Source organism: Prauserella rugosa (genome assembly GCF_000719975.1).
GTDB lineage: Bacteria > Actinomycetota > Actinomycetes > Mycobacteriales > Pseudonocardiaceae > Prauserella > Prauserella rugosa.
Map to the genome: position 1 here is coordinate 1 of NZ_JOIJ01000028.1, position 18907 is coordinate 18907.

Annotated in this window: 24 protein-coding genes and 1 pseudogene; 12 read left to right on the forward strand and 13 right to left on the reverse strand. The window is 71.1% G+C overall.

All coding sequences use genetic code 11. The annotated features are described in order from the left end of the window. Together IF64_RS27780 and IF64_RS0123090 are read left to right on the forward strand one after the other, a co-directional pair. Positions 1–250: pseudogene (locus tag IF64_RS27780) on the forward strand (HNH endonuclease signature motif containing protein); the annotation flags it as partial. Between the two features lie 31 nt (positions 251–281). Continuing rightward, entirely contained in the window at positions 282–689 is a 408-nt protein-coding gene (locus IF64_RS0123090) for a class I SAM-dependent methyltransferase (protein ID WP_030534277.1), read from the forward strand. Between the two features lie 36 nt (positions 690–725). On the opposite strand, the gene IF64_RS0123095 is transcribed toward IF64_RS0123090, so the two are convergent. Further along, positions 726–1592, reverse strand: a complete 867-nt coding sequence (locus IF64_RS0123095; RefSeq protein WP_248700059.1) for a DMT family transporter — start codon at positions 1590–1592, stop codon at positions 726–728. Positions 1593–1829: 237 nt separating this feature from the next. Between IF64_RS0123095 and IF64_RS0123100 the strand changes: the two genes are divergently transcribed. The 4 genes from IF64_RS0123100 to IF64_RS0123115 all read left to right on the forward strand — a co-directional run bounded on the left by IF64_RS0123100 (position 1830) and on the right by IF64_RS0123115 (position 5372). Beyond that, the gene (locus IF64_RS0123100; RefSeq protein WP_030534279.1) at positions 1830–2738 is read left to right on the forward strand and encodes a LysR family transcriptional regulator; all 909 of its coding nucleotides are present in this window, start codon (positions 1830–1832) and stop codon (positions 2736–2738) included. 114 nt (positions 2739–2852) lie between these two features. Then, positions 2853–4199 (forward strand): MFS transporter, encoded by a 1347-nt coding sequence (locus tag IF64_RS0123105; protein WP_051758105.1) that lies wholly within the window; start codon positions 2853–2855, stop codon positions 4197–4199. Continuing rightward, a complete protein-coding gene (locus IF64_RS26320) occupies positions 4196–4618 on the forward strand; it encodes a nuclear transport factor 2 family protein (protein WP_051758106.1) in 423 nt (140 codons plus the stop codon). The genes IF64_RS0123105 and IF64_RS26320 overlap by 4 nt, the downstream gene beginning before the upstream one ends. Beyond that, positions 4611–5372 carry an SDR family NAD(P)-dependent oxidoreductase gene (locus tag IF64_RS0123115; protein WP_030534282.1) on the forward strand — a complete coding sequence of 254 codons (762 nt, stop codon included), beginning with the start codon at positions 4611–4613 and terminating at the stop codon, positions 5370–5372. The genes IF64_RS26320 and IF64_RS0123115 overlap by 8 nt, the downstream gene beginning before the upstream one ends. A gap of 196 nt (positions 5373–5568) precedes the next feature. Here IF64_RS0123115 and IF64_RS0123120 read toward each other — a convergent pair whose 3' ends face one another. Further along, the gene (locus IF64_RS0123120; protein ID WP_030534283.1) at positions 5569–6507 is read right to left on the reverse strand and encodes a DUF5996 family protein; all 939 of its coding nucleotides are present in this window, start codon (positions 6505–6507) and stop codon (positions 5569–5571) included. Positions 6508–6644: 137 nt separating this feature from the next. On the opposite strand from IF64_RS0123120, the gene IF64_RS0123125 reads away from it, so the two are divergent. The 4 genes from IF64_RS0123125 to IF64_RS0123140 all read left to right on the forward strand — a co-directional run bounded on the left by IF64_RS0123125 (position 6645) and on the right by IF64_RS0123140 (position 8795). Continuing rightward, on the forward strand, positions 6645–6827 hold the full coding sequence (locus IF64_RS0123125; protein WP_030534284.1) for a hypothetical protein: 183 nt from the start codon (positions 6645–6647) through the stop codon (positions 6825–6827). A gap of 290 nt (positions 6828–7117) precedes the next feature. Then, positions 7118–7678, forward strand: coding sequence for a hypothetical protein (locus tag IF64_RS0123130; protein WP_048807131.1), 561 nt, complete (start codon positions 7118–7120; stop codon positions 7676–7678). Positions 7679–7717: 39 nt separating this feature from the next. Continuing rightward, positions 7718–8197, forward strand: a complete 480-nt coding sequence (gene bcp / locus IF64_RS0123135) for a thioredoxin-dependent thiol peroxidase (RefSeq protein ID WP_030534286.1) — start codon at positions 7718–7720, stop codon at positions 8195–8197. Positions 8198–8213: 16 nt separating this feature from the next. Further along, the gene (locus tag IF64_RS0123140) at positions 8214–8795 is read left to right on the forward strand and encodes a maleylpyruvate isomerase family mycothiol-dependent enzyme (protein WP_246134868.1); all 582 of its coding nucleotides are present in this window, start codon (positions 8214–8216) and stop codon (positions 8793–8795) included. 76 nt (positions 8796–8871) lie between these two features. Here the strand turns inward: IF64_RS0123140 and rdgB are convergent, their stop codons facing one another. From rdgB to IF64_RS0123165, 5 genes are all read right to left on the reverse strand, one after another. After that, positions 8872–9486: an RdgB/HAM1 family non-canonical purine NTP pyrophosphatase gene (gene rdgB / locus IF64_RS0123145; RefSeq protein ID WP_030534288.1), complete on the reverse strand. Its 615-nt coding sequence runs from the start codon at positions 9484–9486 to the stop codon at positions 8872–8874. Further along, positions 9483–10265, reverse strand: coding sequence for a ribonuclease PH (gene rph / locus IF64_RS0123150; RefSeq protein ID WP_030534289.1), 783 nt, complete (start codon positions 10263–10265; stop codon positions 9483–9485). The genes rdgB and rph overlap by 4 nt, the downstream gene beginning before the upstream one ends. 48 nt (positions 10266–10313) lie before the next feature. After that, positions 10314–11084 (reverse strand): MBL fold metallo-hydrolase, encoded by a 771-nt coding sequence (locus IF64_RS0123155; protein WP_030534290.1) that lies wholly within the window; start codon positions 11082–11084, stop codon positions 10314–10316. A 60-nt stretch (positions 11085–11144) separates the two neighbouring features. Then, complete coding sequence (gene murI, locus IF64_RS0123160) at positions 11145–11927, reverse strand: glutamate racemase (protein WP_030534291.1); 783 nt, start codon at positions 11925–11927, stop codon at positions 11145–11147. 68 nt (positions 11928–11995) lie between these two features. After that, on the reverse strand, positions 11996–12634 hold the full coding sequence (locus IF64_RS0123165) for a rhomboid family intramembrane serine protease (RefSeq protein WP_030534292.1): 639 nt from the start codon (positions 12632–12634) through the stop codon (positions 11996–11998). 196 nt (positions 12635–12830) lie between these two features. Here IF64_RS0123165 and IF64_RS0123170 point away from each other — a divergent pair, with 196 nt between their 5' ends. After that, positions 12831–13457: a nucleoside/nucleotide kinase family protein gene (locus IF64_RS0123170; RefSeq protein WP_030534293.1), complete on the forward strand. Its 627-nt coding sequence runs from the start codon at positions 12831–12833 to the stop codon at positions 13455–13457. 72 nt (positions 13458–13529) lie between these two features. Here IF64_RS0123170 and IF64_RS0123175 read toward each other — a convergent pair whose 3' ends face one another. From IF64_RS0123175 to clpS, 6 genes are all read right to left on the reverse strand, one after another. After that, positions 13530–14480: a PLP-dependent cysteine synthase family protein gene (locus tag IF64_RS0123175; RefSeq protein ID WP_030534294.1), complete on the reverse strand. Its 951-nt coding sequence runs from the start codon at positions 14478–14480 to the stop codon at positions 13530–13532. 2 nt (positions 14481–14482) lie between these two features. Next, positions 14483–14761: a MoaD/ThiS family protein gene (locus tag IF64_RS0123180; protein ID WP_030534295.1), complete on the reverse strand. Its 279-nt coding sequence runs from the start codon at positions 14759–14761 to the stop codon at positions 14483–14485. A 92-nt stretch (positions 14762–14853) separates the two neighbouring features. Further along, positions 14854–15378 carry a M67 family metallopeptidase gene (locus tag IF64_RS0123185; RefSeq protein ID WP_036877693.1) on the reverse strand — a complete coding sequence of 175 codons (525 nt, stop codon included), beginning with the start codon at positions 15376–15378 and terminating at the stop codon, positions 14854–14856. 79 nt (positions 15379–15457) lie between these two features. Beyond that, positions 15458–16486: a P1 family peptidase gene (locus IF64_RS0123190; protein WP_030534297.1), complete on the reverse strand. Its 1029-nt coding sequence runs from the start codon at positions 16484–16486 to the stop codon at positions 15458–15460. A gap of 40 nt (positions 16487–16526) precedes the next feature. Next, entirely contained in the window at positions 16527–17084 is a 558-nt protein-coding gene (locus IF64_RS0123195; RefSeq protein ID WP_030534298.1) for a DUF2017 domain-containing protein, read from the reverse strand. Further along, positions 17081–17365: an ATP-dependent Clp protease adapter ClpS gene (clpS, locus tag IF64_RS0123200; protein ID WP_030534299.1), complete on the reverse strand. Its 285-nt coding sequence runs from the start codon at positions 17363–17365 to the stop codon at positions 17081–17083. The genes IF64_RS0123195 and clpS overlap by 4 nt, the downstream gene beginning before the upstream one ends. A 209-nt stretch (positions 17366–17574) precedes the next feature. On the opposite strand from clpS, the gene IF64_RS0123205 reads away from it, so the two are divergent. Continuing rightward, positions 17575–18864: a nicotinate phosphoribosyltransferase gene (locus tag IF64_RS0123205; protein ID WP_048807135.1), complete on the forward strand. Its 1290-nt coding sequence runs from the start codon at positions 17575–17577 to the stop codon at positions 18862–18864. Positions 18865–18907: the final 43 nt, after the last annotated feature.

Below are 18907 nucleotides of genomic sequence, written 5' to 3' on the forward strand. Positions count from 1 at the left end.
TGTGTGGCGCAAAGTCCTCTGCGACCCCGCCACCGGCCAGCCGCTCGACCTGGGTCGTAGTCGACGACGGCCCAACGCAGCCATCCGCGAACTCGTCCGCGTCCGCGACCGCGAATGCGTCGTGCCCTGGTGTCGACGTCCTGCTCGGCACTGCGACCTCGACCACCAACGCGAGTGGGCCGCCGACAACGGGCCCACCTCCGCCGCTAACACCGCACCACGGTGTCGACGGCATCATCCGCCCTTCTGACGGTGCCCTCTGACGTAAAGGCACACCGGACATGGCCTCACCTCGACTCACCGCCGCCGTGAACGCGCTACCGCTGACCGCCGGCATGCGCGTCCTGGAGATCGGCGGCGCGCCCGGCACGGCCGCGCGTCTGGTGGCGCGCCGCATCCAGCCCGGTGGCCACATCCTGATCAACGACCGCTCCGCGTGCGGCGTCGCGCTCACCGAACGCCGCTGCGCAACCGACATCGCCGACGGCGTGCTGAGCGTGCGATGCGTGGCCGCCGAAGACTTCGTCCTCGAACCCGGGGAACAGCCGTACGACCTCGCGTTCGCCGTGCGCGTCGGCGCCCTCGACGGACGCCACCCCGACGCCGGCATCCGCGCCCGCAACCGCCTGCGCGCGGCACTCGCACCCGGCGCGCCCCTGTACGTCGACGGCACGCGCACCGAACCGTAACCCCACCCGCCCTACCCTGCGCGCGCACGCCTCCCGTCAGGACGAGGCCACCACCGATTGCTTCACCCGCGCCACCAACGCCATCGACGCGACCACCACGCCACACCCCACAAACTGCAACACCGAAGGACGCTCACCCAACACCAGCACGCCCAACAACACCGCGCCCACCGGCTGCACCAACAACAACGTCGCCCCCAGCGCCGACGGCAACCTCGGGATCGCCGCGCCGATCAACAACCAGCCCACGATCTGACCGGTCACGGCCAACACCGCGACCCACCCCAGGGTCGGCAACGACGGCGCCAGATCGAGCGTCCCCGACAGCAACCCCGCCGCCAACGCGACCAACGCGCCCGCACCGTTGACGGTGACGAGCATCGACACCTGCCCACCCGGCTTACCCGCCCTGCGCAACACCACCAGGTAACCGGCATAAGCCACCCCCGCCAACAGGCCCATGATCGTGCCGTACACCGGCGCCTCCCCGAACGCCGCCGACCCGGTGTCCACCACACCGCCCGCCAACGCCACCCCGGCGAGCAACACCGGCACCGTCGCCCAGAACAGCCCACACACCGGCTCCCGGAACACCACCAGCGTCACCAACGGCACGATCACCACCTGAACATTCACCAGCACCGTCGCGATCCCCGCCCCCACCCCGGCGATCGCCTCCGACCACAGCACCATGTCCAACCCGAGAAACGCCCCCGCCAACGCATGCCACACGTCGAACCGCCACCGCAGACGCCGTCCCGCCACCCACACCACCAACAACGGCAACGCCAACGCACACCGGAAGAACGTCACCGTCGCACTCGACGCATCGGCCAACGCCACGAACAACGCCGTCGACGCGATCGTCAACGCACCCGCCACCGCCACCAGTCGCGCGTCCAACCGATCCAGCACACCGACCGGAGCGGGCGCCGGCGAAACAACCGAACCTCCAACCGGCCCCGCAACAGGCGCGGACACGGCACGGCCGGGACGAGTGGGAACGTGAGTCATACCCCCATAAGACAGGCCTGCCCGACCCGGCACCAGCGACGAATCCTCACCACTACCCATCACGAACCGTGATGAGTCAGCGTCCGAGCAGCGCAGTGACGCGCCGAACGCCGTATCGTCGCTTACGTGTTCCGCACCGAACGCCTCCACGCACTCCACGCCGTCGACCGCCACGGCTCCCTCGCCGCCGCGGCCGAAGCGCTGCACCTGACCCCGTCCGCCGTGTCCCAGCAACTGTCCAAACTGGAACGGGACGCCGGGGCGCCACTGCTCGTCCCCCACGGCCGCAGCGTCAAACTCACCCCTGCGGGCCGACTCCTCGCCGACGCCGCGGACACCGTGCTCGGCGAACTGGCGCTCGCGCGGACACGACTCGACGCACTGTCCGGCGACATCACCGGACCCATGCGCGTCGGCTCCATCCCCACCGGCGTCTACACCTTCGTCACCCGCGCGCTGACGTCACTGGCGGGCAGACACCCCGGCATCGAACCCGCCGTCGTCGAAGCCGAACCCGAACGCAGCCTGCCCATGCTCGTCAACGGCCAACTCGACGTCGCCGTCGTCGAAAGCTGGGACAACCTGCCCCTCACCCGCCCGCCCCACACCCACTGGCGGGCACTGCGGGACGACACGGCGCGCGTCATGCTCCCCGCCGACGACCCCCGCGCCGATCGGCCGACGATCAGCGCAGCCGACCTCGACCGCGACCGCTGGGTGTCCTGGACCGCGGGCTCGCGCGCCAACGCCTGGCTGTGCCACACCCTCCGCGAACGCGGCATCGAACCCGACATCCGCCACTACGTCACCGGCTACGCCACCGTCTTCTCCCTCGTCGAAGGCCTCGGCGCCCTCGCGCTTCTGCCGTCGCTGGCGCTGGTGGTGGCCTCGGGGCACGACGTCCGCGCCGTCGAACTCGACGCCCCGGCACCGCGCCGCACCCTGTACGCCGTCACCGCCGAACAACACCCACGGCCCGCACTCGAAGCCTGCCTCGACGCACTCGCCGACGCCGCACACCTCGGCGACGCCTGAGCCGACGAGCCCCACCGGTCGTACGCGACGCGAACGACGCTCTGGACTTCTATGGTCATGATTGACATGATCTCCGGTGCGCAAGGCTCGTCATCGAGGTCGAGGAGGACCCGCATGACCACGTCGCCGAAGCCGGAGGTGCGGCGCAGGAGCGGCACCCTGGTGGCCGTCATCTGTTGCTGTGCGGTCATCTTCGACGGCTACGACCTGTCGGTCTTCGGCACCACCATCCCGGCCCTGCTCGAGTACGAGGCGTGGAACCTCGACGCCGCACGCGCGGGCGTCATCGCCAGCTACGCGTTCATGGGAATGCTCGTCGGAACCCTGATCTGCGGACTCGCGACGGACCTGCTCGGCCGGCGCCGCATGCTGATCACCAGCATGAGCTGGTTCTCGGTGTGCATGGGCGCCTGTGCACTGGCCCCGAACCCGGAACTGTTCGGCCTGTTCCGCTTCCTGTCGGGCGTCGGCCTCGGCGGACTCCTGCCGACCGCGCTCGCGCTCACCGCCGAGTTCGCGCCGCGGGGCCGCCGCAACCTGTTCAACGCGCTCGTCAGCTCCGGATTCTCGGTGGGCACGATCGCGGCCTCGTTGATCGGACTCGTCCTCATCGAACCGTTCGGGTTCCGCCCCATGTTCGCCATCGGCGTGCTGCCGCTGCTGACCCTGGTGCCGATCGCCTACGCCGTGCTGCCGGAATCGGGGGACTTCCTGCGGAGCAAGGGAAAACACGACCAGGCACACCGGACCGCGCTACGCTACGGCCTCGCCGAGAACGCCACCCCGCACGAGGCGTCCGACGAGGACGGCCGCCGCGCGGGACTGCGGGACCTGCTGCGACGTCCCTTGCTGACGACGGCGATCGTGTTCGCCCTCGCCGGGTTGATCGGACAGCTGTTCATCTACGGCCTCAGCACGTGGCTGCCGGAGATCATGCGATCGGCGGGTTATCCGCTCGGATCTGCGCTGAGTTTCCTGGCGACGATGAGCATCGGGGCGATCGCCGGTGCCACCGTCATGTCGATCTGCGCCGACCGCATCGGCCCGCGCACGGTCGCGATCTGGGGCTTCGGCATCGGCGTGCTCTCCCTGGTCACCATGAGCCTCGCCCCGCCGACACCGGTGCTGTACGTCGCCGTCGCGCTGGCGGGCGTGGGCGCCAACGGCACCGCCGTCATCCTGAACGGCTTCATCGCCACGTGGTTCCCCGCCGCCGTCCGGGCGACCGCGCTCGGGTCGATCATGACCGTCGCCCGGCTCGGCGGGATCATCGGCCCCATCCTCGGCGGACTCATCGTCGCCGCGGGAGTCGACGTGAAGTGGAGCTTCTACGTCTTCGTCGTCCCCGCGGCGATCGGCATCGGACTCGTCCTGCTGCTGCCCCGCAGGCACCTCGACGGCCGCACGCTCGGTGCCGCCCGCGAACCCCAGCCCGCACCCGTCCGAGGAGGACAGGCATGACCGACCACCCCGCCGAGGCCGCGCGCACGGCCCTGCACCGCTACGCCCGCGCCGTCGACACCCGCGACGAGCAGGCACTCGCCACCGTGTTCACCGGCGAGGTGGTCCTCGAACGCGTCGACGGGGCCCGCACGGGGCGTGACACCGTGCTCGCGTTCTACCGCGGCGTGTTCGACGGCCCCACGTTGTGGAGCAAACACCTCGTCACGAACGTCGTGGCCGAGCCGGACGGCGCGAACGGCGTTGCGGTGACGGCCTACTTCCAGGCCGTCTCGCGCACCGCCGACGAGGCGATCGCCATCTACGGCGAGTACGACGACGTCCTCGTGCCCGGTCCCGCGGCAGGCGCGGGCCTGCGGATCGCCCGCAAACGCATCGACGTCCAACAGGTCTTCACCCTGGAGCCGCGTCATGTCTGAACCGTCCGGCCCCCGGCCCGCGGTCGTCGTCACCGGGGCGGCGCAAGGCATCGGAGCTGCCATCGCACACCGGTTCGCCGCGGCCGGACACCCCGTGGTGGGCCTCGACCTCGACGGCTCCCGGCTGACCCGCACCGCGGAGAGCTGGCCCGGTTCGGGTCACGGCACGGTGGTCGGGGACGCCGCGGGTGCGGACGATGTGGGTGCGGCGTGCGAGCTGGCCGCCGCCACCGACGGCGGACTGGGCACGTTCGTCGCCAACGCCGGGCACGCCAAGGCCGGTGACTCCCTCGACTACGCCGCGGAGGACTGGGACGCGCTGCTGCGCGTGCACCTCACCGGCGCGATGGTCGGTGCGCAGCAGGCTGCACGCCGGATGCCGGGCGGCGGGGCGCTGGTGCTGATGTCGTCGCTCAACGGACTGGTCGGATTTCCCCGCCGCACGGCCTACGGCGCGGCCAAGGCCGGCGTGGGCGGACTCGTGCGGGGGCTGGCGTCCGAATGGGCCGCACGCGGCCTCCGGGTGAACGGCATCGCGCCGGGGCCGATCACCACGGAGCTGTCGTCGGAGTTCATCCGGCGCGGTGTGTTCGACCCCGACACGTTTCTCGCCCGCATCCCGATGCAGCGGTTCGGCGAGCCTGCCGAGGTGGCCGAGCTCGCGTACTTCCTCGGCACCCCGGCCGCATCGTTCATCACGGGTATCGTGGTGCCGATCGACGGCGGCTGGAGCGCCCAGGGCGTCGCAGACTGAAACCCAGCGTCGCAGGCTGAAACACCGCGTCGCAGGCTGAGGGCCGGCGTCGATGCCGCGCGGTACGGCCGTTGCTGCGTGGGTACTGCGCGGATGGTGGACGAGACGGATCTGGCACACCTCGGGCGGTGTGTGGAACTGGCGACGCAGGCGCTGGAGTCGGGCGACGACCCGTTCGGCTCAGGTAAGGGCGGAGTCAGAACGGCAGCACGTCGCGGTGCGGGTGCTGTTCGAGTGCCTGCCGGTCCCAACCACCGTGGTCGGCGGCCGCCTCGTAGGTGCTCTGGAGGAACGCGAGTACGGCGGCGTCGGGATCGCCGGAGCGGCGGGCCGCCTCGTAGGGCAGCACGTACTCGCCCAGGTCGGCGACATAGGCGGCGGCGTCCGGACGGACCGCGGCGCCGGCGAAGCCGTCCGGTTCGGGATAGGCGTAGGCGTAGAACGCGCCCTCGGCGCCGCCGCCCGGCCAGAATCCGCAGCTGTACAGCTCGTGCGAGTAGCCCTCCACCATGACCCAGTCGGCGCAGTTCGGGGCGCCGCCCGGATGTTGCGGAGCGGTGCGCCCGGAGAACCGCGTGCACGCCAGGTCCATCGCGCCCCAGAAAAAGTGCACGGGGCTGCTCTTGCCGTAGAACCGGGAGCGGAAGCGGTTCAGCACCCGGTCGGCGGCCACGAGCTGGCCCCAGAACAGCCGCGCGTGTTCCGGGTCGTAGGTGCGCTGCGCGGTGTCCTCGGCGAACGGAACGGCCTCCGGCACCTCCACCGGAGCCCCCATGATCGACACGTCGAGGCCGAGGTCGGCGAGCGTGTCCATGACCTGGCGGTGGAACACCGACACGGGCTTGGGCTCCAGCCGGATCTCGGCGTCCCCACCGCGGCCGGCTCGGATGCGCAACACCTCGTCGACCAGGTCGAACTCGATGTCGAACACGCCCGTTCCGTGGGGGATGGACGACGTCGTGAGACCCCGCGCCGAGACGTACAGCGGCACCTGCCACCAGTGGTTGAGCATGGGCGCCTGCGCCATGCGCACCTTGCCGACGATCTGCATCCACATGTGCAGCGTGTGGCGCGTGTCCTGCCAGTCGTCCACGGCCAACGCGGGCCAGGTGTCGTCGCGGGTCGGTGCCGACATGCGGATCCTCCTCGTCCGGCTGGTCACCGCCGGGTACCACGCCACCACGGGATTCGAACGCCGAACGCCGGTAGGCTCACCGGCAGCGGGAAGCAACGCAGAGCACCGGCAGAACGCCGCAGAGCACGGGAGGTGGCATGTCCGAGCGGAGTCCGCTGAGCTGGCCGGGTCGCCTCGCCGACTGGTTCGAACTGCGCGGCGTCTACGTGCCCGGCGAGGACAACCGCGTCGTCGACCCGTGGCGCGACTGGGGCTGGCTCATCGTGGCGTGGCTCGTGACGTTGGCCGTGTTCATCCTGCTGTTCGCACTGGCGCTCTGAGCCAAGGCCGACACCGGCTCCACTCTCCGACCCCGGCTCTCCTCCCCGGCACCCGCTTCCCACGGCCGCGGTGTGACCCACGACAACCAGGGGTCACGACGAGGACACAGAGCAGAACCAGGTCCGCCTCAACCCCCGTTGGCAGGTGGCACCGCCCGCCTCGGCGCACGCACAGTGGTCCAGGGCGCCGAGGCGGTGCCCGGCGCGCGCTCACCCACGAGCGCAAGCCCACGACGAGCCGGCAACTCGCCCCACCAGGGCGTGTGCAGGGCGGAACAGGAGCGACAGCGGTGCGAAAAGGCAGGCCGATGGTGGCTGTCTGCGCGCTCCTGGCACTCACCGCCTGCGGCGCCGAACAGCAGACGGGCCCGGCATCGGGTGGCGCAGCGCTGCCGCCCGGTACTCCCGAGGTCACCAGAGCCGCTCCCAGCGAGGACGCCGCCGACACCCCGGTGCGCCACGCCGTGCTGTTCGGTTCCGATCACCGGTTCGCCTCCGACCTGGTGGTCGAGGTCTCCGAGCCGCAGACCTTCACCCCCGGCGACTCGGCGTACCCGAACACCGACCGCGCCGCGGCGTTCACGGTCAAGGTGCGCAACGAGTCGGCGAAGCCGTACCGGCTGTCGCGGCTGTCCGTACGGGCCTTCGGCTCGGGTCAGCGGCTCGTCCAGGTCGTCGACCCCGCACAGGGCTACACGGGCATCGTCGACGCCGATCGCGACCTCATCCCCGGCGACCGGGTGGAACTGACGTTCGCGTTCGCGGTGCCTGCCGCCTCGTCGACGCTCGAACTGACGGTGCGACCCGACCCCTCCGAACCCGCACGCGCCGTCTACCGCGGCGGAGCCTGAGCCGGTCACGTCCGCGCGGCTCTCCGATACGCTGCGGGCATGACCGAGCAGACCCGACTCGAACCCGGCGACAAGGCACCCGACTTCACCCTCCCCGACAGCGAAGGACGGGAGGTCTCGCTGTCGGACTACCGCGGCAGGCCCGTGGTCGTGTACTTCTACCCGCGCGCCAGCACGCCCGGCTGCACCAAACAGGCGTGCGACTTCCGCGACAACCTCGCCCTGCTCGGCGACTCCGGCTACCAGGTGCTCGGCGTCTCGCCCGACAAGCAGGACAAGCTGGCGACGTTCGCCGAGAACGAGGGCCTGACGTTTCCGCTGCTGTCCGACCCGGACAAGCAGGTGCTGTCGGCCTACGGCGCGTTCGGTGAGAAGAAGAACTACGGAAAGATCGTCCAGGGCGTCATCCGCTCGACGTTCGTCATCGACGGGGACGGCGTGATCGTCAAGGCGATGTACAACGTCCGCGCCACCGGTCACGTCGCCCGGCTGCTCAAGGACCTCGGCCTGGAGGGCTGATCTCGTGGATGGCGACGTGCGCACCTGGATGGACGAGGGCACGGAGCGTCTGCTGGGCGCCCTCGGCACACTCGACGACAGCGATCTGCGCGCACCCAGCCGCCTTCCCGGTTGGAGCCGCGCGCACGTCGTCTCGCATCTGCACTTCAACGCCGAAGCGCTGCGCAGGCTCGCCGACTGGGCACGCACCGGCGTCGAGAACCCGATGTATCCGAGCGCGCAGCGACGCGACGCCGAGATCGAGGAAGGTGCCGGGCTGCCGCCGGCCGAGCTGCGCGCGCTGGTGCGTTCCTCGGCCGCGGCGCTCGCCCGCGAGCTGGACGACCTGTCCGACGACGCGTGGCGCCGCGAGGTGCGCACCCGGCAGGGGGCGGCGATCCCCGCCACGCGTCTGCCGTGGATGCGTGCCGTCGAGGTCGCCGTGCACGCCGTGGATCTCGACGCGGGCATCGAGTTCGCCGACCTGCCAGAGGGACTCGTCGAGACGTTGGCCCGCGAGACGCTCGACGCCCGCTTGAAACAGGGCCACTCCCCCGCGCTGGCGGCGTGGCTGACCGGCCGCAGTGCCACCGCACCCGAACTCGGCCCCTGGCTCTGAACGGTCCAGGCCCCGGAGCCGTGTTCGACGGCGGCCGTGGCCTGCGCTCGGCCGGGCCTGCGGCCGTGGCCTGCGGTCAGTTGCCTTCGGCGAACTCCTGCAGATACGGCAGCAGCGAACGCAACGCCCTGCCCCGGTGGGAGGCCGCGTCCTTCTCGGCGGGAGACAACTCGGCCGAGGTCCGCGTCTCGCCTTCGGGCACGAAGATCGGGTCGTAGCCGAAACCGTTGGCACCACGCGGTTCGTGGATGATCGTGCCGCGCCATTCACCACGGACGACGACCTCCGCGCCGTCCGGCACCACGAAGGCGGCGGCCGACACGAACGCCGCTCCCCTGCGTTCCTCGGGCACGTCCTGCAGCTGGCCGAGCACGAGCCGCAGGTTCGCCTCGTCGTCGCCGTGCCGTCCGACCCAGCGTGCCGACAGCACGCCGGGCATCCCGTTCAGCGCGTCGATACTGAGCCCCGAGTCGTCGGCGATCGCGGGCAGTCCCGTGGCGACGGCCGCGTCGTGCGCCTTGGCGAGGGCGTTCTCCTCGAACGTCGCACCGGTCTCCGGCGCCTCGGGGAACTCGTCCACATCGGACAAACCGAGCACCTCAACGTCACCGAGGCCGCGCTTGACGACGATCCGCCTCAGTTCGTCCAGTTTGGCGGCGTTCCGGGTGGCGAGCAGGATCCGCGTGCTCACTTGCCACCCTTCGCCTTCTTGTCGACCGGCGCAGGCTCGGGCAGCGTTCCGGGGTACGGCTCGGCGAGCGCCTCGGACTGCTTGCGCGCCAACTCGGCGCAGCCGGTCTGCGCCAGATCCAGCATCTTGTCCAAAGTGGAACGCGTGAAGGTGGCGCCCTCACCGGTTCCCTGCACCTCGATGAGCGTGCCCGTGTCGGTCGCCACCACGTTCATGTCGACCTCGGCCCGCGAGTCCTCCTCGTAGGGCAGGTCGAGCCGCACGCGGCCGTCGACGACCCCGACGCTGATCGCCGACACGGTCGCCGACAGCGGCTTGGGGTCGGCCAGCTTGCCCGCGGCACCGAGCCACGTGATCGCGTCGGCTAGCGCCACGTAGCCGCCGGTGATCGCCGCGGTGCGGGTGCCGCCGTCGGCCTGGATGACATCGCAGTCGAGCTGAATGGTGTTCTCGCCCAGCGCCGCCAGATCGATGCACGAACGCAGCGAGCGGCCGATGAGCCTGCTGATCTCGTGCGTACGGCCGCCGATTTTGCCCTTCACGGACTCGCGGCTGCCGCGCTCGTGCGTCGCGGAGGGCAACATGGCGTACTCGGCGGTGACCCAGCCGAGTCCCGAGCCCGCCCGCCACCGGGGCACGCCCTCGGTCACGCTCGCCGCGCACAGCACCTTGGTGTCGCCGAACTCGATGAGTACCGATCCCGCTGGCCACTGCTGGAAGCCGCGGGTGATCCGCACGTCGCGAAGCTGGTCGTCGTTCCTGCCGTCTTTTCGCACCACGGCAACCGACCCTACAACGCGGGACCGCCCACGGTCCGACACGGCGGCCTACACGTCGTAGACGCGACCCTGCACGGCGAGCTCGGCCGCGTCGCCGAACGCGGCACGGGCCTCGGCCAGCACAGCGGCCGCATCGGTCCACGGTGCGACGTGCGTGAGCACCAGCCTGTGGGCCGCCGCTCGCCGGGCCAACTCGCCCGCTTGGGTGCCCGACAGGTGCACGCCCGCGGGCCGCTCGGGGCCGTCGGTCCACGACGCCTCGGCCAGCAGCAGATCCACCCCGGCGGACAGCTCGTCGAGCGCGGCGCAGGGGCCGGTGTCACCGGTGTAGGCGAGGGTCCGACCGCCGCAGGACACGCGCAGGCCGAACGCCTCGGTCGGATGGTCCATCGGGAACGCCGACACCTCGAACGGGCCGATGGTGCGGCTCCCGGTGAGCAACGGGTGGAACTCGTAGACGTCGCTCAGGTCGGTGACGTCACGTTCGGCGTCGTCGGCGGCGAAGGCGTTCGCCAGGCGGGTGGGAGCCTCGGCCGGCGCGTGCACCGGGAGCCTGTGCCGCCGCGGATCGAAGGGCGGGTCGGGGTGGTACCGGCGCAGCACCGTCAGCGCGCTCATGTCCGCACAGTGATCCGGATGCAGGTGCGAGAGCACGAGCGCGTCGACGTCGAACGGGTCGCGCAGCGCCTGCAGCTGGGCCAGCGTGCCGTTGCCCAGGTCCACCCCGAGGACGAACCCCTCGGACTCCACGAGGTAGCCGGACGCGGCGGTGTTCGGCCCGGGAATGCTTCCCGAGCAGCCGAGGATCGTGAGTCGCACGGTCGTCACCATGCCACGCACGATCGCCGCGCGCCTGTACTACGTGGCGGTGAGCACGCCCTACGTGGCGGCGAGCACGGGGCCGAAGCCCATGAACCGTTCCGCGAGACGGGCGAACCGCTCCTGGTCGCCGGTCGCGGTGAACGTGTGCTGCGGCGGCTGTCCCGGCTCGGCGAGCAGGTCGCGTTCGGTGAGGACCCGCACGACGTCCTTGGCCGTCTCCTCCGCACTGGACACCAGCGTCACGTCGGGTCCCATGGCCAGCTGCAACACGCCGGTGAGCAGCGGGTAGTGGGTGCATCCGAGGATCAGCGTGTCGACGCCTGCGCGCGCGAGCGGCTCGAGGTAGCCCTGCGCCAGCCCCAGCACCTGCCTGCCCGAGGTGATGCCGCGCTCGACGAAGTCGACGAACCGCGGACAGGCCACGCTGGTGAGCTGCACGTCGGTGGCGGCGGCGAACGCGTCCTCGTAGGCGTGCGAACGGACCGTGCCCTCGGTGCCGATCATGCCGACCCGGCCGTTGCGGGTCGTGGCGACGGCACGCCGCACGGCGGGCAGCACGACCTCGACGACCGGGATGTCGTAGCGCTCCCGCGCGTCCCGCAGGCAGGCTGCCGACGCCGTGTTGCACGCGATGACGAGTGCCTTGACCCCGTCGGCCACGAGGCCGTCGAGGGCGCGCAGCGCGTACTCGCGGGCCGTGGCGATCGGCAGTGGTCCGTACGGGGCGTTGGCGGTGTCACCGACGTAGCGCAGGCTCTCGGCCGGCAGCTGGTCGGCGATCGCGCGGGCGACGGTCAGCCCGCCGACCCCGGAGTCGAAGATTCCGATCGGAGCGCTCACGCCTGCAGCCTACGTCGCCGCGACGCGCGGGTTTCCGACCACGTGCGCCGGGTTCGCGGCCGGGATCCTCAGACGGGCGAGGGGTCCTTGCGGTCGGACTTGGCCGTGAGCCATGCGGCCAGCACACCGCCGAGCGCGCCGAACAGGTGGCCCTGCCACGAGATTCCGGCCTGTCCCGGAAGCACGCCCCACAACATGCCGCCCCACACGGCCAGCAATACCGCGGCCACCGCCAACTGGGCGAAACTGCGGTTGAACAGGCCGCGCACCAACAGGAACGCCAGCCAGCCGAACGCGAGCCCGGACGCGCCGACGGTGTGCGCGTCCGACGGTCCGGTCAGCCACACACCGATGCCGCCGACGAGCCAGATCGTCACGGTCACCGCGATCCACGGCCCGATGCCGCGCGCCATGGCGAGGAACGCGAACACCAGCACGGGAACCGTGTTGGCCAGCAGGTGCGGCCACCCGGCGTGCAGCAGCGGCGCCCACGCGATGCCGTCGAGACCCGACAGCGAACGCGCCACGATGCCGCCGTTGTCGAGGTTCATCGGGAGGATCACGTCGATCAGTTCGACGAGGTACAGCAGTGCGGTGAACGACAGCGCCACGATCGCCGCGGCCGTCGGATTCGGCGGCAGGACGCGTTTGCTGGCGGGGCGGCCGGGCTTCGACGGCCCCGCACCGGGCGTGGGAACGGGCTGCATGCTCACGGGTCCAGATTACGGCGGCGCGGCCCCGCCGACCTCAGTGATGACCCTGAAATCCCCGCCACCGTGTTGCGCCCTCCGGGGCCCGTGTTGCGCATTCCGGGGCCCGTGTTGCGCCTTCCGGGGCCCGTGCTGCGCATTCCGGGGCCCGTGTTGCGTGGTGTCGTTGCAGTGGGTCCGTAGGATCGCCGCCGTGCGTTTCCGGCCCATCTCGTTCGACCGGCTCGTGACCGAAATCGTCGAACGGATCGCAGCCTCGCCCACCGACCGGCGCCTCGCGGTAGCGGTCGACGGTGCAGCGGGTGCCGCCGATCCGGCCGGACTGGCCGACGCGCTCGTCGACCCGCTGCGCGTGGCGGGGCGGGAGGCACTGCGGGTCTCGGCGTGGGACTTCCTGCGGCCCGCGTCGTTGCGCTTCGAACGCGGCCGCCACGACCCCGACACCCGCTACGACGACTGGCTCGACGTCGGAGCCCTGCGCCGCGAAGTGCTCGACCCGATACGTCCCGGCGGAACCGGCGAGGTGCTGCCCGCGCTCTGGGACGCCGAGGCCGACCGCGCCTACCGGCGTGCGCGCGTGCCGGTGCCCGAAGGCGGTGTCGTGCTCGTCGACGGCGAACTGCTGCTCGGCACGGGCCTGCCGTTCGACCTGACCGTGCATCTGTGGCTGACGCAGGCCGCCCTGCGGCGCACGCTGCCCGCGGACCAGCACTGGGCACTGCCCGCGTACGAGCGCTACGACCGCGAGGTCTCCCCCGCCGACACCGCGGACGTCGTCGTCCGCATGGACCACCCGCGCAACCCGGCCGTCAGGGACTGACCGGCCGGGACCGAACACGACTGTGGCCCCACCGGATGTCCGATGGAGCCACAGTCGTGTCGTGGGGCGGTACTACGCCCAGAGCTGACCGTCGAGCCGTTCGGCCGCCTCGTCGAGCGAGCCGCTGTAGGCGCCGGTGGACAGGTACTTCCACCCGGCGTCGGCGACGACGAACGCGATGTCGGCCGACTGTCCCTTGGCGATGGCCTTCTCCGCCAGCCCCAACGCCGCGTGCAGCACGGCGCCGGTCGAGATGCCGGCGAAGATGCCCTCCTGCTCGAGCAGCTGGCGGGTCCGCCGCAACGCGTCGTAGGCGCCGACGGAGTACCGGCCGCTGAGCACGTCCGGGTCGTAGAGCTCGGGAACGAAGCCCTCGTCGAGGTTGCGCAGTCCGTAGACCAGCTCGCCGTACCGCGGCTCGGCGGCGACGATCTGCACGTCCGGCTTGTGCTCGGTCATGTAGCGCCCGACGCCGACGAGCGTGCCCGTCGTGCCGAGTCCGCCGACGAAGTGCGTGATCGACGGCAGGTCGGCCAGCAGCTCGGGGCCGGTGCCCTCGTAGTGCGCGGCGATGTTGGCCGGGTTGCCGTACTGGTACAGCATCACCCAGTCCGAGTTGAGCTTCGCCAACTCCTTGGCCTTGCGGACGGCCTCGTTCGACCCGCCCGCGGCCTCGGAGAAGATGATCCGCGCGCCGTAGGCCTGCAGCAGCTGCTTGCGCTCGGCGGACGTGTTCTCCGGCATGACGCACACCAGGCCGTAGCCCTTGAGCTTGGCGGCCATGGCCAGCGAGATGCCGGTGTTGCCCGACGTCGGCTCGAGGATCGTGGCACCGGGACGCAACGAGCCGTCCTTCTCGGCGGCCTCGATCATCTTGAGCGCCGGACGGTCCTTGATCGACCCGGTCGGGTTGCGGTCCTCGAGCTTCGCCCACAACCGGACGTCGTCCGAAGGGGACAGGCGCGGCAGACCGACGAGCGGCGTGCCACCCAGCGTGTCGATCAAGGACTCGTAGCGGGCCATGATCAGCGCATACCGCCGGCGACGGCGGGCAGGATCGTCACGGTGTCGCCGTCCTTGACGTCGGCCTCGAGGCCGCCGGCGAAACGGACGTCCTCGTCGTTGACGTAGACGTTGACGAACCGGTGCAGCTTCTCGTCCTTCACCAGACGGTCCTTCAGACCGCTGTGGCGCGACTCGACGTCGTCGATCACCTCGGCGACCGTCTTGCCGGACGCTTCGACCGACTTCTCGCCGCCGGTGTGCGTACGCAGGATCGTCGGGATGGACACGGTCACGGCCATGGGTTACCTCCGCAGAATGGCTTGTCGATGAGGACAGACGTATGAGCACGCGGGAAAATTCCACGTGTGACCCGGGCTACGCCGGGGAGTAACTACGCGTCGGGGATGTCGTCGTTGCCGGTGTTGGCGAACATGTACGACTCGACGGGCGCAGTGTCCGGTGCGACGTCCGGGTTGAGCCGGACGGCCGCGCTCTCGGCCGTGGGCTCACCGACGATCTCGACCGGCTCCTCCGTGACCTCGCCGTCGACGATCCGGTACGACCGGAACTCGGCGACGTCGTCGGCCCGGGTGGACACCAGCACGTAGTGCGCGAAGGGCTCCTGGGCGAACTTGATGTCCGTGCGCGACGGATACGCCTCGGTGGCCGTGTGCGAGTGGTAGATCACGACGGGTGTCTCGTCGTTGGCGGCCATCTCGCGGTACAGCTTCAGCAGGTCGCCGGAGCCGAATTCGTAGAACGTCGGCGAACGCGCCGCGTTGACCATGGGGATGTAGCGCTCAGGCGTGTCACTGCCATCGTCCGGTCCCGCGATGACGCCGCAGGCCTCGTCGGGGTGGTCCCGACGGGCGTGGGCGACGATCGCGTCGACGTGGTCACGGCGGATCCGAAGCACGATCACTATCTTACTGGCTGAATAAAGCGCGTTCACAGTGTGAGACGGGCACTGTGTCGCATGCCTCCCACCTGGCGGATCAGTCCTCGAAGGCCTCCGGCCAGACGTCGCGGTAGGCGCGCAGGCCCGCCGCCGAGGTCGCCGAAAGCACCCCGTGGACCATCGCCCGCGTGAACACCCTGGCCGCCGCGGAGCAGAGCCCGTCGAGGGCGGCGGCCCGCCCCGCCTCGTCGTCCCCGCCGAGTCTGCCTGGCTGCTGCGCCAGCGGCCTGCCACCGGTGGCCAGCGCAAAGACGGTGTCGCCGTCGTACATCGTGTGCGCTGGCCGCACGGCGCGGGCCAGCCCGTCCTGCGCGGCCACCGCGAGCCTGCGCGCCTCCGCCTTCGACAGGTCGGCGTCCGTGGCGACGACGCCGATCGTCGTGTTCAGGTCCTTCGCGCCCGGGTCCGGGAGGTCTCCGGCGCGGCGTGGCCACCGCGCCACGCCGAACTCGCCGTCCACCTCGTGGTCGGCGCCGAAGGGCTCACCGGTGTCGAGGCGGACGGCCTCGCCCGAGGCGTTCACGACGGCCAGCGCGCCGACGGTGTGCTCGCCGACCCGCTCACTGGCGGTACCGACACCGCCCTTCAGGGAACCGACCTGGGCGCCCGTCCCGGCGCCAACGGTGCCCTGCGCGACGGGACCCGCGGTGGCCACGCCGCAGGCGGCGTAGCCGAACGCGGCGTCCGGGCGGTTGCCCCAGTCACTGCGTGGCAGGTCGAACACGACCGCCGCGGGCACGATCGGCACCACCTCGAACGGGCGGGTGCCCACCGGAAACCCTCGCTGCCGCTCCCCCAGCCAGCGGACGACACCGTCGGCGGCGGCCAGTCCGTAGGCACTGCCACCGGACAGACAGACGGCATCCACGCGCTGGACGAGGTTCTCCGGCGCCAGCAGGTCGGTCTCGCGCGTACCCGGCGCGCCGCCACGCTGGTCGACCGCGCCCACGGCCCGTCCCGGCACGAGCACGACCGTCGCGCCGGTCGCCCAGCCCCGCCCGAGCCGATGATGGTGGCCGACGAGCACCCCGGGCACGTCCGTGATCGCGTTGAACTCGCCCGGCATCGCCGACCTCCTCTGCGCTGGGCCGCCCGCTGCGGGCCGGCTACTCGGTGAGGGCCTGCACCAGGCTTTCCTGTACCCAGGTCAGCCAGTGATAGATGCCGAGATGCGACGCACGGGGATCGTCCTCGGGCAGTTCGTCGGGCGTCTCGTCGTTCACGTCGAGCGCCGTACCCAGGGCGAGCCGCACGTCGTTCAGCGCGGACACCCACGCGTCGGCCTGCTCGTAGGTGAGCTTGACGTTGCCGCCCTCCGGCGGCAAGGAGTTGAGCAGTTCCGCGGCCACGCCCAGCTTGGCGTCCAGCACCTGCGGCTCGTGCAGCGACCGCAGGGCGGCCGCCGAGTCGACGTCCTCCTGCGAGGGGTGATCCGGGTCGAGCTTGTGGAAGTCGGGCAGCAACCGGGACAGCACCGGGTCGTTCGGGCCCTCGGACGGCCCCGTCTTGATGCCGGTCAGCTCGGAGAGCTCGTCCTGCGGCGTCTCCTCCGCGCGAGCCCTGAGCATGTCGTCGACCTGACTGACCAGGCCGCGCAGCACCGCGGCCTCCTGCTGTTCGAATCCCGCGAGTACGCGGCCGCCCTTGCGGCGCCAGCCCTTCACGCCTGCTCCATCGTGGCCCACAGGCCCGCCGCGTGCAGTTTCGCGACGTCGCCCTCGACCTTTTCCTTGCTGCCCGAGGTGACGATGGCCCTGCCCTTGTGGTGGACGTCGAGCATCAGCTTCGTCGCGTGGTCACGGCTGTACCCGAACAGCTTCTGGAACACGTACGTCACGTACGACATCAGGTTGACCGGGTCGTTCCACACGATGGTCTGCCACGGCTTGTCCTCGGCGCTGGTGCCCTCGCCGAGTGTCTGTTCGGCCTCGACCGGCGTCGTCATGCCCTCCATGTTGTCACGCCCCCGTAACCGCCGATCCTGAACCCCGCAACTCCGCGGGCGACGCGACTGCGCACAGCCCCGCGCCCGGCCCCGCACACGAGCCGCAGCGGCGAAGCGGCCGACACGGTCCGCCGGATCCGGCACAATCGGCCCGATCCCTCGGCACCCGCCACGGCGGCGCGGCGCACAGCGCAGATAGGTTCATGTCCATGGAACAGATCGGCACCAGCACGGCTCTGCTGACCGACCACTACGAGCTGACGATGCTCGGCAGCGCGCTCGCCGACGGTTCGGCGGACCGGGAGTGCGTGTTCGAGGTGTTCGCCCGCAGGTTGCCGGCCGGACGGCGCTACGGCGTCGTGGCGGGCACCGCGAGGGTGCTCGAGGCGATCGCCGACTTCCGCTTCGGCGACTCCGAACTTGCCCAGCTCGAGCAGACCGCCGTCGTCGACCAGGACACCCTCGCGTGGCTGGCCGACTACCGCTTCTCCGGCCAGATCGACGGCTATCCCGAGGGCGAGCTGTACTTCCCCGGCTCACCCATCATGACCGTCCGCGGCAGCTTCGCCGAGGCGGTGGTGCTGGAGACGCTGATCCTGTCGATCCTCAACCACGACACGGCAGTCGCCTCCGCGGCCGCGCGCATGTCGGGCGCGGCGTCGGGCAGGCCGATCATCGAGATGGGCGGACGCCGCACGCACGAGCAGGCCGCCGTGGCGGCCGCCCGCGCGGCCTACCTCGCCGGCTTCGCCACCACCTCGAACCTCGAGGCAGGCAGGCGCTACGGCATTCCCACGCGGGGCACCACGGCGCACGCCTTCATCCTGCTGCACGACAGCGAGGAAGCCGCCTTCCGCTCGCAGGTCGCCAAGGTCGGCACCGACACGACACTGCTGGTGGACACCTACGACATCTCCCGCGGCATCGAGACGGCGGTGCGCGTGGCCGGCCCCGAACTCGGCGCCATCCGCATCGACTCCGGCGACGTCGGCGTCCTGGCCCGCAAGGCACGGGAACAGCTCGACCAGCTCGGCGCGAAGGACACCCGGATCGTCGTCTCCGGCGACCTCGACGAGCACGCGATCGCCGCGCTGCGGGCCGAACCGGTCGACGCGTACGGCGTCGGCACCTCGGTCGTCACCGGATCGGGCGCGCCGACGGCCAGCATGGTGTACAAACTCGTCGAGGTGGACGGCAGGCCCGTCGCCAAGCGCAGCGAGGACAAGGCCTCACGCGGGGGCCGCAAATCGGCGGTGCGCAGGCACAAGGGCACCGGCACCGCGCTCGAGGAGGTCGTGCACCCCGCCGACAACCCGCCCGAGCTCGGTGAGCACGACCGCGTGCTGCCGATCGCCCTGATGCGGGACGGCAAGGCCGTGGCGGATCTGCCCACACTGGAGGACGCCCGCACACGCCTGCGCCGCGGCATGGTGAGCCTGCCGTGGGAAGGACTCAAGCTCTCCCAGGGCGAGCCGGCCATCCCGACGACGTTCCTCTGAGGGCCGCCTGCCTCCCACCGTCTCTGGTCCCAACGTCTCTGGT

Excerpts from the sequence above, each read along its gene's own strand:
- IF64_RS0123090 (WP_030534277.1), top strand. The coding sequence starts at position 282 with ATGGCCTCACCTCGACTCACCGCCGCCGTGAACGCGCTACCGCTGACC.
- IF64_RS0123105 (WP_051758105.1), top strand. The coding sequence starts at position 2,853 with ATGACCACGTCGCCGAAGCCGGAGGTGCGGCGCAGGAGCGGCACCCTG.
- IF64_RS26320 (WP_051758106.1), top strand. The coding sequence starts at position 4,196 with ATGACCGACCACCCCGCCGAGGCCGCGCGCACGGCCCTGCACCGCTAC.
- IF64_RS0123115 (WP_030534282.1), top strand. The coding sequence starts at position 4,611 with ATGTCTGAACCGTCCGGCCCCCGGCCCGCGGTCGTCGTCACCGGGGCG.
- IF64_RS0123120 (WP_030534283.1), bottom strand. The coding sequence starts at position 6,507 with ATGTCGGCACCGACCCGCGACGACACCTGGCCCGCGTTGGCCGTGGAC.
- IF64_RS0123125 (WP_030534284.1), top strand. The coding sequence starts at position 6,645 with ATGTCCGAGCGGAGTCCGCTGAGCTGGCCGGGTCGCCTCGCCGACTGG.
- bcp (WP_030534286.1), top strand. The coding sequence starts at position 7,718 with ATGACCGAGCAGACCCGACTCGAACCCGGCGACAAGGCACCCGACTTC.
- IF64_RS0123165 (WP_030534292.1), bottom strand. The coding sequence starts at position 12,634 with ATGCAGCCCGTTCCCACGCCCGGTGCGGGGCCGTCGAAGCCCGGCCGC.
- IF64_RS0123175 (WP_030534294.1), bottom strand. The coding sequence starts at position 14,480 with ATGGCCCGCTACGAGTCCTTGATCGACACGCTGGGTGGCACGCCGCTC.
- IF64_RS0123180 (WP_030534295.1), bottom strand. The coding sequence starts at position 14,761 with ATGGCCGTGACCGTGTCCATCCCGACGATCCTGCGTACGCACACCGGC.
- IF64_RS0123190 (WP_030534297.1), bottom strand. The coding sequence starts at position 16,486 with ATGCCGGGCGAGTTCAACGCGATCACGGACGTGCCCGGGGTGCTCGTC.
- clpS (WP_030534299.1), bottom strand. The coding sequence starts at position 17,365 with ATGACGACGCCGGTCGAGGCCGAACAGACACTCGGCGAGGGCACCAGC.
- IF64_RS0123205 (WP_048807135.1), top strand. The coding sequence starts at position 17,575 with ATGGAACAGATCGGCACCAGCACGGCTCTGCTGACCGACCACTACGAG.